This is a genomic window from Acidovorax sp. GW458-11-26-14-TSB4, from assembly GCF_059423865.1.
This window is the reverse complement of sequence record NZ_JBWKYR010000004.1, coordinates 12,511-26,495: the sequence shown is the minus strand read 5'-3', so window position 1 is coordinate 26,495 and position 13,985 is coordinate 12,511. Positions and strand designations below refer to the sequence as shown.

At 68.3% G+C, this 13,985-nt stretch carries 16 protein-coding genes; 9 read left to right on the top strand and 7 right to left on the bottom strand.

What is annotated here, in order from left to right; genetic code table 11:
- Both AC07X5_RS10695 and AC07X5_RS10690 read left to right on the top strand, forming a co-directional pair.
- Positions 1–1,101 (top strand): M48 family metalloprotease, encoded by a 1,101-nt coding sequence (locus AC07X5_RS10695; RefSeq protein ID WP_494770118.1) that lies wholly within the window; start codon positions 1–3, stop codon positions 1,099–1,101.
- Positions 1,102–1,295: 194 nt separating this feature from the next.
- Positions 1,296–2,582 carry a sensor domain-containing diguanylate cyclase gene (locus tag AC07X5_RS10690; protein ID WP_494770117.1) on the top strand — a complete coding sequence of 429 codons (1,287 nt, stop codon included), beginning with the start codon at positions 1,296–1,298 and terminating at the stop codon, positions 2,580–2,582.
- A 24-nt stretch (positions 2,583–2,606) separates the two neighbouring features.
- On the opposite strand, the gene AC07X5_RS10685 is transcribed toward AC07X5_RS10690, so the two are convergent.
- Positions 2,607–3,992, bottom strand: coding sequence for a DUF2142 domain-containing protein (locus AC07X5_RS10685; RefSeq protein WP_494770116.1), 1,386 nt, complete (start codon positions 3,990–3,992; stop codon positions 2,607–2,609).
- 324 nt (positions 3,993–4,316) lie between these two features.
- Between AC07X5_RS10685 and AC07X5_RS10680 the strand changes: the two genes are divergently transcribed.
- Complete coding sequence (locus AC07X5_RS10680) at positions 4,317–4,931, top strand: 3'-5' exonuclease (RefSeq protein WP_409960769.1); 615 nt, start codon at positions 4,317–4,319, stop codon at positions 4,929–4,931.
- Here the strand turns inward: AC07X5_RS10680 and AC07X5_RS10675 are convergent, their stop codons facing one another.
- Entirely contained in the window at positions 4,932–7,016 is a 2,085-nt protein-coding gene (locus tag AC07X5_RS10675) for an oxidoreductase (protein WP_494770115.1), read from the bottom strand. It lies immediately after the preceding gene.
- Between the two features lie 105 nt (positions 7,017–7,121).
- On the opposite strand from AC07X5_RS10675, the gene AC07X5_RS10670 reads away from it, so the two are divergent.
- Entirely contained in the window at positions 7,122–7,757 is a 636-nt protein-coding gene (locus AC07X5_RS10670; protein ID WP_494770114.1) for a TetR/AcrR family transcriptional regulator, read from the top strand.
- 7 nt (positions 7,758–7,764) lie between these two features.
- Here the strand turns inward: AC07X5_RS10670 and AC07X5_RS10665 are convergent, their stop codons facing one another.
- Entirely contained in the window at positions 7,765–8,160 is a 396-nt protein-coding gene (locus tag AC07X5_RS10665) for a hypothetical protein (protein WP_494770113.1), read from the bottom strand.
- Between the two features lie 272 nt (positions 8,161–8,432).
- Between AC07X5_RS10665 and AC07X5_RS10660 the strand changes: the two genes are divergently transcribed.
- The 4 genes from AC07X5_RS10660 to AC07X5_RS10645 are packed head-to-tail and all read left to right on the top strand — an operon-like array spanning position 8,433 to position 10,224.
- The gene (locus AC07X5_RS10660; protein ID WP_494770112.1) at positions 8,433–9,098 is read left to right on the top strand and encodes a hypothetical protein; all 666 of its coding nucleotides are present in this window, start codon (positions 8,433–8,435) and stop codon (positions 9,096–9,098) included.
- A gap of 19 nt (positions 9,099–9,117) precedes the next feature.
- Positions 9,118–9,657, top strand: coding sequence for a hypothetical protein (locus AC07X5_RS10655; protein ID WP_494770111.1), 540 nt, complete (start codon positions 9,118–9,120; stop codon positions 9,655–9,657).
- Positions 9,658–9,702: 45 nt separating this feature from the next.
- A complete protein-coding gene (locus tag AC07X5_RS10650; protein WP_494770110.1) occupies positions 9,703–10,011 on the top strand; it encodes a hypothetical protein in 309 nt (102 codons plus the stop codon).
- 3 nt (positions 10,012–10,014) lie between these two features.
- A complete protein-coding gene (locus AC07X5_RS10645; protein WP_494770109.1) occupies positions 10,015–10,224 on the top strand; it encodes a hypothetical protein in 210 nt (69 codons plus the stop codon).
- An 18-nt stretch (positions 10,225–10,242) separates the two neighbouring features.
- On the opposite strand, the gene AC07X5_RS10640 is transcribed toward AC07X5_RS10645, so the two are convergent.
- Positions 10,243–10,485: a SlyX family protein gene (locus AC07X5_RS10640; RefSeq protein ID WP_494770108.1), complete on the bottom strand. Its 243-nt coding sequence runs from the start codon at positions 10,483–10,485 to the stop codon at positions 10,243–10,245.
- On the bottom strand, positions 10,485–11,675 hold the full coding sequence (locus AC07X5_RS10635) for an aminotransferase-like domain-containing protein (RefSeq protein WP_494770107.1): 1,191 nt from the start codon (positions 11,673–11,675) through the stop codon (positions 10,485–10,487). Before AC07X5_RS10635 ends, AC07X5_RS10640 begins: the two co-directional genes overlap by 1 nt.
- Before the next feature lie 108 nt (positions 11,676–11,783).
- On the opposite strand from AC07X5_RS10635, the gene AC07X5_RS10630 reads away from it, so the two are divergent.
- Positions 11,784–12,260 (top strand): AraC family transcriptional regulator, encoded by a 477-nt coding sequence (locus AC07X5_RS10630; RefSeq protein ID WP_494770106.1) that lies wholly within the window; start codon positions 11,784–11,786, stop codon positions 12,258–12,260.
- 15 nt (positions 12,261–12,275) lie between these two features.
- On the opposite strand, the gene AC07X5_RS10625 is transcribed toward AC07X5_RS10630, so the two are convergent.
- Positions 12,276–13,154, bottom strand: a complete 879-nt coding sequence (locus AC07X5_RS10625) for an NmrA family NAD(P)-binding protein (RefSeq protein WP_494770105.1) — start codon at positions 13,152–13,154, stop codon at positions 12,276–12,278.
- Between the two features lie 76 nt (positions 13,155–13,230).
- Positions 13,231–13,977 (bottom strand): helix-turn-helix transcriptional regulator, encoded by a 747-nt coding sequence (locus AC07X5_RS10620; RefSeq protein ID WP_494770104.1) that lies wholly within the window; start codon positions 13,975–13,977, stop codon positions 13,231–13,233.
- Positions 13,978–13,985: the final 8 nt, after the last annotated feature.

Genomic DNA, 13,985 nt, shown 5'->3' with positions numbered 1-13,985 from the left:
ATGAAGTTCTGGAACCACCAGGAAGATGCGCGCAGCGCAACGCGCCGCCTGCTGCTGGGCTTTGCCATCGCCGTGGTGCTGCTGGTCGCGGCCGTGCACGGGGCGCTGGTGGTGGCCTGGCTGCTGATGGCGGCCGTGCTGCCGGGCAACCTGCCCTACCCTGCGGGCTTTCTGGCCGCCAACGTCGGCGTATCGCTGCTGCTGGTGCTGGGGGGCTGGTGGGTGGAAACCTCCAACCTGCGCGGTGGCGGCATCAAGCTGGCGACGCGGGCCGGGGCGCGCGAGCTGCGGCCCTCGATCTCGCATGCCGAGCAGCGCCTGGCCAACATCGTCGACGAGCTGTGCATTGCCGCCAGCATGCGCCGCCCGCAGGTGATGGTGGTGCCGCGCGTCGACGCCATCAACGCCTTTGCCGCCGGCTGGGACGAGAAGGACGCCGTGCTCGCCGTCACCCAGGGCGCGCTCGATTACCTCAACCGCGAGGAACTGCAGGGCCTGGTGGCGCATGAGCTGAGCCATCTGCACGAGGGCGACACACGCCTGAAGATGCAGCTGGCGGGCATGGTGTTCGGGCTGGAGCTGGTCTACAACTTCGGCGACACGATGCGCGAGCGGCGCGGCCTGTCGTGGTGGTTCGGCTCGGCCATCATGCTCGCGGGCCTGGCCGGCTGGCTCACCGGGCGCATGCTCAAGGCGGCCGTGTCGCGCCAGCGCGAGTACCTGGCAGACGCCCGCGCCGTGCAGTGGACGCGCAGCAAAGACGGCCTGGGCGGCGTGCTGCGCAAGGTGATGGGACAGCGCCGCGACACCCCTGCCGGCTATGCCCAGGACCACCGCCACACCGGCCTGGCCCTGCCCTCGGTGCAGCACATGCTGCTGGTGGACGTGGAAGGCGGCAGCCGCCTGGAGCGCCGGCTCGACACCCACCCCACGCTCGAAGACCGCGTGCGCCGTGTCTATGGCCGGCCCATGCAGCCGGTGGCTGTCGCCCCGGTGACCGTGGAGCCCGAGGCCGCGCGCCGCGGCAGCGCGGCCACTGGTGCAGTGCCAGGGGAACCGACCATCGCTTCGCTGGTGGACCCGTTCGCCCGGTTCACCTGAGCCAGCCGCCCCGGGGCGCAGACGCGGCGCCGGCCTACGCCCCCCGGGAGCCGCTTCGGCGACCATCCGATGTGGTGCGCCAACCAAGATGGCGCCAGGAAGCCCCGCACCGGCCAACAACCATTGCCAAACAGTTGGCGGCGTTTTGCGCGCCCGGTGCCACAATGCACCACTACGTATTGTTACAACAGCGCATGCACCACGATCAGGACCTGTTGCAACTGCTGCCTGCCGCCGCTTTGGTGGTCACGCCTGCCGGCGCCATCCTGCGGGCCAACGCGGCCGGCGTGGCCCTGCTGGAGGCCGACAGCGAGCAGGCCCTGCTGGGCCGCATTCTCGGCCACTTCGTGCATCCCATGGACAAGGCGCGCTCCAGCCAGCGCATCGAGCGCGTGAAGGAGCCCGACCATGCGGGCCGGCCCAACAAGTCCTCCGAGTTCCGCGTGCGCACCGACAAAGGCCAGCTGCGCATGGTGCTGGTGTCCAGCGTGGCCATCCAATGGCAGGGCGCGCCGGCCCTGCTGATGTGCGGCATGGACATGACGCACCAGAGTGAAATCCAGGAGCAGTTGCGCGAGAGCGAGCACAACTTCCGCCGCCTGTTCGACAACATGCAGGACGTGTACTACCGCACCAACGCCCAGGGCGTGGTACAGCACGTGGGGCCGGGGGTGCGCCGCGTGCTGGGCTACGAGCCGCACGAGATCGAAGGCCGCACGGCCGAGTCCTACTACCCCGAGAGCAAGGACCGCGATGCCTTCAAGGTGGCCATCCAGGAAAACGGCGAGGTGGCCGACTTCCCCGGGCAGATGGTGCGGCGCGATGGCACGGTGATCGACATCTCCATCAGCAGCCATGCGCTGTACGACCACCAGGGCCAGTTCGCCGGGGTGGAGGGCATCTACCGCGACGTGACGCAGCGCAAGAACCTGGAGCGCGAGCTGCACCGCCTGGCCACCACCGACATGCTGACCGGCATGGCCAACCGCCGCGCCTTTCTGGAGACCGCCGACGCTGCCTACCGCACCGCACGCGAGCACGGCACGCCGCTCACGCTGCTGATGCTGGACGTGGACCATTTCAAATCCATCAACGACCGCTTCGGCCACCTGGAGGGCGACCGCGCCCTGGTGGCCTTTGCCCGCGCCGTGATGGACGGGCTGCGCCCCGGCGACGCGGTGGGCCGCCTGGGCGGAGAGGAATTCGGCGTGCTGCTGCAGGGCACCACGCTGGCCCAGGGCCATGAGGTCGCCGTGCGGCTGCTCAACTGCGTGCGCACGCTGGAGCTGGCGGGAGTGGATGCGGCTGGCAGCCACCATTACCGCATCACGGCCAGCATGGGCCTGGGCACGCTCAGGGGCAGCGACCGCAGCCTGCGCGACCTGCTGGACCGGGCCGACCAGGCGCTCTACCAGGCCAAACGCCAAGGGCGCGACCGGATTGCGCTGGCCGATGCCGACCTGGATAGCGAAGGCTATTGAGTGGCGTCCGCGTCGCGTGCGCGCTCAGAAGTCGAACACCGCCGCGCCCATGCCATAGCGCCCGTGCAAGGTCGTAGCGAGAACGCCCAGGCAAAACGCGGCATACAGCAGGATGAAAAGCCTTTGGGCGGTTGCCGATTGCGCTGGCGCACCCCTCGGGCGCACAGGCCCCAGGGCCGCCGCCAGCAGCATGGCAGGGATGATGAAGTAGCGCCCCTGCAGGCCCTGGACGACGCGCGCGGGGTAGTCGTTCCAGGTCACGGCCAGGGCAAAGAAGGCCAGCAGCGCACTGCCCAAGGCGGCGACCAGCAGCGTGGCGCGGATGCCGAGATCGGCCCTCTCGTAGCGGGTCCCTGCCACGGTCAGCAGGGCCGCCAGCAGCAGGCCGCCGCCAATGGCGGCCAGTGCGAAGTCTGGAATGGGCGCATCGGCCCAGCCCAGGTTGCCCACGAACGACGAGGCGATGAGCTGGCCCTGGAACGGGTCGGCAATGGTCCGCCCCACCAGGTGCAGGAATTCGAGCGGGTCGCGCAGGTAGGCACTGATGATCTGCCCGGTGGAGTGCGCGCGCACCACGCGGTGGTCCTGGGTGTGCAGCAAGCCGTACAGTGTCCAGCCGGCGCTGGCCGCCAGCAACGTGGCCGAGGCCGCCAGGCGTTGCCAGGACCCGTGCCGCAGCAGCAGCACCAGGGGCAGCAGCACCATGGGAAGCAGGTTGGTGCGCGACGTGACCAGCAGGAAGATGGAGAAATAGAAAGCGAACGACTGCCAGCGCGTGGCCTTGCCTTCGTGCCACTGCAGCAGAAACAAGGACAGCACCAGCAATGCCAGCGCAAAGCACAACCCGTCGATGGTGGGCGAGATGATCTGGAACAGCGCCATCGGCATGAGCACCAGGGCCTGCACCAACAGCGCGGGCCGCGCTATCTGCCAGGCCCAGAAGACCAGGCCGAACACCAGCAGGGTGACCAGCATGCGGGTGAACTGGTAGCTGTGGCCCAGGGAGAGATCGAACTCCCGCGACAGCTTGAGCCCCAGTGCATGCGGCAGGTAGATGAAGGGCGCGTAGTACCCCGTGGCCGAGGCATTGACGAAGATCTCCCCATCCTGCCAGTCGTACCGGGTGGCCTGGTCCATGAGCCAGGCGGGCGACAGGCTCCGGTCCCGGTGCGGCCCCACGATCTTCTGCATCCACTGCGAGAACATGAAGAAATGGGTGTCCACCCAGCCCCCCGTTCTGCCGCGCGCCCCAGGCTCCTCGCCCTGGAGCAAGGGCTGGCCGTGGGCCACCATGTCGGCCCGCAGCAGGTGCACGATTTCATCGGGCGACTGGAAGGCCGGAATCAGCTGCATCATGCCGCAGGCCACCGCAAACGCCAGCGCGAACCACGCCAGGCGGACTCTTTGCACGCCACCCATGCCCCGCCGCACAATGGCAGGTACAAAGCGAGGCCAGCCAGAAGGGTCAGGGTGCAAAAACAAATGAAACAGGGTTCAAGTAAAAAATAGACAGCGACCATCCCAGCTGGCGAGAACCATCTTAGCCAGGGAGATCGCGGCGGCGATTGCCTGCAGCGCTCAAACGCACGTCAGGCGTGACCTACATCACCACAAGCGCTTCTTTATCGTCCACCAGCCCAGGCACCGGCATGCGACGCGCGCGCCGGGCATGATGGCAGGCGGCTACGCCTGCTGCAATCGATCTTGCATCTGGATTCATTTCTACAATAGCCCATGACCCGACCATTCACCGAGCGCACTGTTCCCGGCAAGGAGGAGATCGCGCTGCTCGCACCATTTGCGCGCCTTCCCCCCGACCGCATTGCCCTGGTGGCCACGGCCGAGCAGGCCCGCCAAGCCGGGGAGGAACTCGCCGCGAGCCCGGTCTGGGGCTTCGACACCGAATCCAAGCCCACCTTCGTGCAGGGCGAAGCATCGGACGGCCCGCACGTGGTGCAGCTGTCCACCCTCGACAAGGCCTGGGTGTTCCAGCTGCACGACCGGGATTGCCGCCACCTGGTGGCCGAGTTGCTGGCCCGGCCCGGCGTGACCAAGGCGGGTTTTGGCCTCGGTGACGACAAGAAACGCATCGAGGCCAAGCTGGGCGTGGTGCCCGAGGGCGTGCTGGAACTCAACCACGTGTTCCGCCAGCAGGGCTACCGCAAGGACATGGGCGTCAAGGGCGCCGTGGCCGTGCTGTTCAACCAGCGCTTCATCAAGTCCAAGAAGGCCGCCACCTCCAACTGGGCCAACCCCCGACTCACCGAATCGCAGCTGGTGTACGCCGCCAACGATGCCTATGCAGCGGCGCGGGTGTACCACGCGCTGGGGCTGCCAATGAACGCCTGACTACAGCACGGCAGCCAGTCGCGCCGCCTGGTCGATGGCGCGCTTGGCGTCGAGCTCGCCCGCCTCCAGCGCACCGCCCACCACATGGGGCTTCCTGCCCAGGGCCAGCAGCTCGTCGGCCAGGGTGCGCAGCGGCAGCTGGCCGGCGCACAGCACCACGGTGTCGCAGGGGATCCAGGTCGGGTCCTCGCGCTGCTCGCCGTAGGAGACCAGCAGGCCCTCGTCGGCAATGCGCTCGTAGTTCACGCCGCCCACCATCTGCACCTGCTTCATCTTCAGCGTGGTGCGGTGGATCCAGCCCGTGGTCTTGCCCAGGCCCTCCCCGAGCTTGCCCTTCTTGCGTTGCAGCAGCGTGACCTGGCGCGCTGGCGGTGTGACCTGCGGGCCCTTGGGGGCCAGGCCGCCGCGTGCCTCGGCGGGGTCGGTGATGCCCCACTCCGCCTGCCAGGCGGGCAGGTCCAGCGTGGTGGAGTGGCCTTCATGGACCAGGAACTCCGCCACGTCGAAACCGATGCCGCCGGCACCGATCACAGCCACGCGCTCGCCCACGGGCTTGCGATGGCGCAGTACGTCGATGTAGCTGAGCACCTTGGGATGCTCCTGCCCAGGGATCTTCGGGTCGCGCGGGCTCACGCCCGTGGCGATCACCACCTCGTCGTAGCCCGTGAGGTCGGCCGCCTGCACGGCGGTACCGAGGTGCAGTTGCACACCGGTGTCCTCCACCCGCGTGGCCAGGTAGCGCAGCATCTCGTGGAACTCTTCCTTGCCCGGCACCTGCTTGGCCATGTTGAGCTGGCCGCCGATGGCATCGGCGGCATCGAACAGGTGCACCTCGTGCCCGCGCTCGGCGGCCACGGTGGCGGCGGTCAGGCCGGCTGGCCCCGCGCCCACCACCGCGATGCGCTTGGGCTTTTGCTGCGGCGCCAGGGGCTTGTAGACCAGCAGCGTCTCGTGGCAGGCGCGCGGGTTCACCAGGCAACTGCTGGTCTTGGCCTTGAACACATGGTCCAGGCAGGCCTGGTTGCAGGCGATGCAGGTGTTGATGCGGTCGGCCTTGCCCGCTGCCGCCTTGTTCACAAAGGCCGGGTCGGCCAGCAGCGGGCGCGCCATGGAGACCATGTCGGCACAGCCATCGGCCAGCACCTGTTCGGCCACCTCGGGCGTGTTGATGCGGTTGGAGGTGACGAGCGGCGTGGCGATGCCGGCGGCCGCGAACTCGGCCTTCATCTTCTGCGTGACCCAGGCAAACGCCGCGCGCGGCACGCTGGTGGCGATGGTCGGTATGCGCGCCTCGTGCCAGCCGATGCCGGTGTTGACGATGCTGGCGCCGCCCGTAGCCACGGCCTTGCCCAGGGTGACGATCTCGTCCCAGGCGCTGCCGCCGGGCACCAGGTCGATCATGGACAGGCGGTAGATGATGATGAAGTCCGGTCCCACGGCCTCGCGCATGCGCGCCAGGATCTCCACCGGCAGGCGCATGCGCTGGCTGTAGTCGCCACCCCAGGCATCGGTGCGCCGGTTGGTGGCGGCGGAGAGGAACTGGTTGATCAGGTAGCCCTCGGAGCCCATGACTTCCACACCGTCGTAGCCCGCCTCGCGCGCCCGCTGGGCGCAGTTGACGAAGGCGCGGATTTGCCGCTCGACCCCGCCGGCCGACAGCGCAAACGGTGTAAACGGCGTGATCGGTGACTGCAGCCGCGAGGGCGCCACTGCCAGCGGGTGGTAGGCATAGCGGCCGGTGTGCAGTATCTGCAGCGCGATCTTGCCGCCCGCGCCATGCACGGCCTCGGTCACCACCCTATGGCGGCGCGCCGCGCCCGCGGTGGACAGCGTGCCCGCGAACGGCTTGGTCCATCCCGCGATGTTGGGCGCGAAGCCCCCCGTCACGATCAGCCCCACCCCGCCCTCGGCCCGCTCGCGGAAATAGGCCGCCATGCGTGAGAGGTCGCGCGCATCTTCGAGCCCCGTGTGCATGGAGCCCATGAGCACGCGGTTCTTGATCTGGGTGAACCCGAGGTCCAACGGGGCGAGCAGGCGGGGATATAGGGCGTGGCCGGGCGGCAGCTCGCTGGCGATGGATTGCATGGGGATGGGCGCGTGGGGACGCAAATGGTTGAAGATGCAGCCAGAAACACCTTCTCAGGCGCTTCTAGAATACTTTTCTAGAACTTTATTCTAGAATGCACTTCCATGGCAAGCCGCAGTTCCACCAAGCCCCCCGCCTCCACCCCGCCCGCAGAAGTCACCGACCGCCGCCAGGAGATCCTGAACGCAGCGCTCGCCTGCGCCGCGCAGGCGGGGGTGGAGGCCGTCAGCATCGACGGCGTGCGCGCGCGCTGCGGCGCCAGCGTGGGCAGCATCTACCACCACTTCGGCAGCAGGGAGGGCATCGTCGCGGCGCTGTTCTTCGAGATCTTCCACACGCAGTCGCGCAGCATCCAGGCCCAGCTCGATGCGTCCGTCGGTGTGGAGGCCGGTGTGCAGGCCCTGGTCACCGGCTACCTGGACTGGGTGGTGGCGCAGCCGGTACAGGCGCGATTTCTGTTCCAGGCACGCGGCCTGGTGGCCGCCGGCCCGCGCAGCGCCGAACTGGCCGAGGCCGCGCGCGGCCGCAACCAAGCCCTGGTGGCATGGTTCGAGCCACATCGGCAAGGCGGCGCATTGCGTAACCTGCCCTGCGAGCTCATGCCTTCGCTGGTGATGGGCCCGGTGCAGAGCTATTGCCGCGCCTGGCTGTCGGAGCGTGCGGGCCAGGGGGCACTGCCCTCGCCGGACGTCTACCGCAGCGAACTCGCGGCGGCGGCATGGCGGGCGGTACGGGCCTGAAGCCCCGTCAGCCGGACCCACCGCGCTTGCGGGCGAGAATCCGGTGCGCCAGCCAGCAGAGCAAGGCACCTGCGGGCCCGATGACCAGCAGGTTCCACAGCGGCATGAACAGCAGGCCGAGCGCCGCCGTCGATCCCTTGGGGGCGATGAAGACGGTGTAGTGCATGAACCCGTCCGCCACAAGGCATGCCGCTGCGGCTCCCAGAGCCCACACCACGTGGCGCCCCCGTGCCAGCACCGCAGCAATGGCATAAGGGGCACTCGACCAGAGCAGCAGGCCGATGAGAAAAGCGATGGCGCCCGAGCCGCCCTCGGCCTTGAAAAGGGCGGTGTAGAGGTGCAGCGCCACGCCCGCGCTGCACAGGGTCAGGGCGGTGGTCTTCGCGGGGTGGGAGGATGGCATGGCATTCCACCGGTAAAGGACGGTCTTGGGCAGTTGGGCAGGCGTGGCCGCAGGGCTTCGAGGTCTTGATGGCGGCGTCGCGCGGATGCCCGCCGCGCCCGATGATAGTCCGGTGTGGACGCCTGGCGGCAGCGCATGGGTGCGGCCACGCCGTTGTGGCAGAAAGCCCAAGGAACTGTGCGGCTTACAAAAAGCCTTGGACTGATGCTGAACCCGTTTACGATTTCGCGGCAAGCGCTTTCCAAAATGGCGTACCTGAGGCACTTCCGTTCATGCTGGGCAAAGACTTCGACCGTATCGCAGACGCGTACCTGCTCCATCAATCCATTGTCCCTGCATGGACCGGGGTGGGTCCGGGCAGCTTTATCCGCAACGACGTCGGCGGCTTCGACAAACTGGCCTTCGACCCCGGCCGTGGCTTCGAGAACTTCGCCGTGCTGATTTCCTACCAGCCCTCGGACCTCACGGATTTCATGGAAGCGCTGCAGGGCCAACCCTACGACCCTGTCAGCAGCGGATTCATCTGCGGCCCCTACCTCAGCCTTGGCAAAGTGGGCCCACGCAGGCACACCTGGCCCTGCCGTACCCAGGAACAACTGCTCTCGTCCCTGGAACGCGTCGTGACCGCGCTCGCCCAGATGGGCGAACCCTGGCTCGCCTCGCTGCGCGACCCCCAGGTGCTGGCGCAGCAGACCGATCCCATTGCGGCAGCCATCGCCGGGTACGCCTGGGAGCGGGCTGGTCACCTGCAGAACGCGCATGCGTGCTACCTCGACTGGCTGCAGCGCCTGGAGGACGGGCAGGAGCTGCTGCAGCGCCAACGCAAGAACCTTCCGCCCCAGAGGATGCAGGAATACCTCTTTCTGGCACAGAAGATGGGCCTGAACAACGAACTGACGGCAAGGTTCCAGGCAGTACTGGCGCAGGCCAGCTATTGAACGCGGGCACATAGCCAGCATGGCAAGTACCTACCGATTCATCGCAGACCCCGCAGACCCATCGCCGGTCCTGGCATGGTTCCGGGCCCTCGCTACGCCCCCGGTAGAGGTGCCGACCGCGCGCGCCACGGTGCTGCATTTTGCGCACCTGGGGGCGCTGGCGTACCGGGCCGATGGCCAGATCGACGCGACCCGCTCGCCCGTGGTCACGGTGTTTTCACCAAAGGTGAAACGGGGCGTGCTCTGGACGGTGGGCGAGGTCCATTTTCTCGCCAGCCCCCTGCGCAGCCTGTTCCCCGAGTTGCACCGGGTGGGCAAGGACTTTGCCCGCTGGCTCGCAGGGCACGACTGCGTGTTCTCCCGCAAATCCGGCCCCCACGAATTCGACTACTACCTGGAGGGATCCGTACGCAACTACGACTCGCCGGTGCAGGCGTTCCCCGCAGCGCTGGCCGCCCTCGCCCAGGGGCAGTACTTCGTTGCCGAGGAGGACAACGATGTGCGCCTTGACCAGTTGTGCCGGGCGCTTCGCCTGCGTGGCGTCGCTTGCAGTCCTTGAACGCTGCGCCACCGCCGATCCACCGCCACCCCGCCAAGACCGACCATGCTCAAGCAGGACAAGGAAGACTTCATTGCATTCGCCAGCGGTGGCCGCGAACATACGGCCCAGGTGGTGCAGCGCCTGAATGCGCGCGGGTTGGGCCACTTCGAGGACCATCCCCTGTCCGCCAAACTGGTGCGGCAGCATCTGGCCGGGCTGGTCTCCCTGTGGGATGACAACCCGGTCCCCGGTGCGCGCGATTGGGTGCTGCAGTTCGTCGCCGATGCCCAGATCGCCGATGCGCAGGTCCGGCCCATGATCCAGGCGGCGCTGGCCGACAAAGACTGCCCTTTTCTACCGACGGTGCTCTAAACCATGGGCACCGCCCCTGCCCTGTTCGAGGACTGCGGAGACCTGCTGTTCGCGCTGGCCAGCCACCCAGACCACGAGGTGCGCTGGCGGGTTGCGTACTTCATCTCCAAGGTGCGCAACCGCAGCGAGCCCATGGTCCGCGCCATCCACCTGCTGAAGCTCGATCGCTACGACACGACGCAGGTGTATGTCAGGGCCTGCGGCGTCAGCTGACCTCCACGGTGCTTCGCCTCAATAGTGCGGCGGCAACTCGTCCCGCAGGTTGCGCGGTGCCCCGCCCGCGCCACCATCCGGCGCCTGCTGCCGCAGTTGGATGACCTCCTGCGTGAGCCGGTCGATCAGCTCCTGCTGGCGGTAGATGGTCAGGTTGAGCTGGTCCAGCAGGTCCTCGGTGAAGCTGGCCTTGATCTCCAGGCTCTCCAGCCGCTCGACAATGCGCTGCTGGTCCGCGTCCGGAACCGAGGTCGGCTCCATCAGAGGGCCTGACCGAGGCGCGCCACGCCTTCGCGGATCTTCTCCACATCGGCCGTGGCGAACGACAGGCGCAGGGTTGCGTTGTCCGGGTTGGCGCAGAAGAACGGCGTGCCGGGCACGAAGGCCACGCCCTTCTCGATGGCGCGCTTGGCCAGCACGTTGCCGTCGGCCACCTTGCCGCCGGCACCCGTGAGGCGCGCCCACACGAACAGGCCGCCCTGGGGCTGCACGAACTCGATGGCGTCGCCCAGCTCCTTGCGCAGCGCGTCGCCCATGGCCTGGGCACGCTCGGCGTACACCTTGCGCACCTTGGCCAGCGTGGCGGGCATGCGACCGGCCTTGAGGTACTGGGCGGCCGTGGCCTGGGCGAAGGTACTGGTGTGCGCATCGCTGAACTGCTTGCACATGGTGGCCTTGCCCAGCAGCTCGGCGGGGGCGATCATCCAGCCCACGCGCAGGCCGGGCGAGAGCACCTTGCTCATGGAGCCGCAGTGCGCCAGCAGTTCCCGGCTGCCGGGCACGGTGGCCGACAGGTTGAGCAGGCTGGGCGGGGGGGCTTCGCCGAAGTACAGGTCGCCGTAGGGGTCGTCCTCGACGATCAGGGTCTGGTGCTTCACAGCCATCTCCAGCACGGCCTTGCGGCGTTCCAGGCTGAGCATGGCGCCGCTGGGGTTGCCGAAGGTGGGGATCAGGTAGACGAATTTGGGCTTGTGCTCGGCAATGAGCTTTTCCAGCTCGTCGGTCTTCACGCCGTTGGCGTCGATGGGCGCGCTGATCAGTTCGGCGCCGTACAGGCGGAAGCACTGGATGGTGGCCAGGAAGGTCGGGCCTTCGACGATGACCTTGTCGCCGGGGCTGATGAGGGTCTTGCCCAGCAGGTCCAGCGCCTGCTGGCTGCCGGTGGTGACGATCAGGTTCTCGGGGGCCAGGTCCGTGGCTCCCTTGCTGGCCATGAAGGCGGCGAGCTGTTCGCGCAGGGGCTGGTAGCCTTCGGTGGCACCGTACTGCAGCGCGGCGCCGGGTTCGTCCGTCAGGGCCTGGTTGCTGGCCTCGCGGATGCCGTCCACGTCGAACATGGCGCTGTCGGGAAAGCCGCCGGCAAAGCTGATGATGCCCGGCTTGCCCAGGAGCTTGAAGAGCTCGCGGATGGCAGAGGTTTCTACATTGTTCAGGCGGTCGGCGAATTGCATGGAGTGGAATTCCGGTGGACGGTTAATCCGCCATTGTCGCCAATTGGCGCGCAGGTTTCCTGCGGCGTAGACTTGCCCTTCGACAGAATTCCCCTGGAGACCTGTGCCATGCCCCTGGAAATCCGCCAGCTACCGAAGATGCGCCTTGCCTACATGCGCCACACGGGACCCTACGGCCCGGCCCTGGGTACGCTGTGGGAGCGCTTTGGCCAATGGTGCGCCGAGCACCGCCTGAGCGAGCCGCGCCCCAAGTTCTATGGCATCAGCCTGGACGACCCGGCCTGCACGCCGCCGGAGCAATGCCGCTACGACGCCTGCGTGCAGGTCGGCGTGGGCCTGCGCACGGGGACCGAAGCACAGGTGCAGGACTTTGCGGGCGGCGACTACATCTGCCAGCACTTCCATGGCACCGGCACCCAGCTCGGCGCGGCCTGGGCCGGCATGGGCGCCCCGGGGCAAATCCCCGAGGGCTGGGTGCTGGATGCGCGGCCGGCCGTGGAGGTCTATGACGAGGACTTTGCCATGGACCCGGAGACGGGGGCCTTTGCGTGCTGGCTGTATGCAGCGGTGCGCCGGCAGGACTGAGCTGCCGGCGGGCCGTCAACTCCCGGGCACCAGCGGGCGCAGCGCCTCGAGCAGCCCGGTCGTGCCATGGCGCACCTCGCCTCCACCTGGCTCGACGTCGATCAGTCCCCCACGCTGGTGGGCGTCATAGATGCCTACGAGCAAGCGGGCCGTGCTCTCGCTCACGATGCGGGCGAAACGCTCCATCCACTGCGCGCGGGGGATGGCCTGGGCGGTGACGGTGCGCCCGAGCAGTTCACCCAGGGCGGCCGCCACATCGCTCGCAGCGTAGCGGCGCGGCCCTTCGGCGTGGACGGCCCGTGCGCCGCTTGCCAGGCCCGGGTGCAGCAACAGGTCCGCCGCGATGCGGCCCACATCCTGCGCCGATACCGTGGGGAAAGGCCTGTCGATCTGCAGGTGGAAGGTCGGCAGGACGCCCGTGGCTGCAGCCACCGGAATCAGGCCGTGCCAGCCTTCCATGTGCTCGGCCGACCGCAGGAACACCTTGGGCATCGGCAGCGGGCGCAGGCTTTCCTCAAAGCCGTGGAACACGCTGGGCATGCCGATGTCTTCGGCGACATGCGCGCCGTAGTCGGAGATCGCCAGCACCAAGCCTGGGCGCGCCTGCTCCAGCGCCCTCACCATGCTGTCGATGGAGCGGCGCATGTCGTCCACCGCATCGGGCGCCTGGGGCGTTGGCGGGCAGATGAGCTGCACGGCCTGGGCACCCGCGAGCGCCTGTCCCAGGGCCTCGGGGTCTTGCAGATCGGCCAAAACGACCTCGCACCCGATGGCGGCCAGGCGGCTGGCCAGGGTGGCGTCCCGCAGGATCGCCCGAACCGGCGCGCCGGCCTCGCGCAACGCCAATGAGGTGGAATAGCCGACCTTTCCGGCGGCTCCGACAATTGCAAACATGCTTGAAGTCCTTGGATCAAAAAAGAGTCCCAAGGATGGCGGTCCGGGCCAGCGCCGTCGCGCAGATTCAGACCGCCTATGGCAGCTTCGGGCCGATTTCGCGCGCCGGGCGGGCGATGTCGCCGGGGGTGTGCCCCAGCAGCCTGCGCATGGTGGAGGCCATGTGGCTCTGGTGGGCAAAGCCCGCCGCAGCCGCCACCTCGCTGGCCGGCATGGCGGTGCTGCTGAGCAGGGCCCGGGCATGTTCGACGCGGCGGCGGATGACGTACTGGTGCACGGGCATGCCGGTGCTGTTGCGAAACAGGGTCTTCAGGCGCGTGGCGCTGAGGCCGGCCACCTGCGCCAGGTCGGCCAGGCGCAGCGGGTGGGCCAGGTGGCATTCGATGAAGTCAGTGAGGCGGCGCAGCTGGCGTGCCGGCATCTTCGGCGCGGTGCGGCCCTGTGGCGCCAGGGCGTGGCCGCCTGCTGTCTCGATCAGCCGCACGGCCAGGGCGTTGGCCAGCAGGTCGATGTACAGCGGGTCGGAGGGAAGCTCTGCCTCCAGGTCGGCCTTGATGGCCCAGCCTATGGCCTCGATGCGCGTGTCGCGCAGCTGAAGCCGGGGCACCAACTGCGCCCTGGTGGCCGGCAGGCCGAGATCCTGCGCCACCTGGTCGAGCAGCTGGGGGCGCAGGCCCAAGCGCAGGATGTGGCAGTCGGCATCGTCCTCCCAGGAGCCGCCCACGCCGGCAGGCACCACGTCGATGTCCCCGGGCTTCTGCACACGGCGCATGCGCTCGCCGCCGCACTCGCAATCGGCGTGAACGGGCGGACCGAAATGCATGCCCAGGC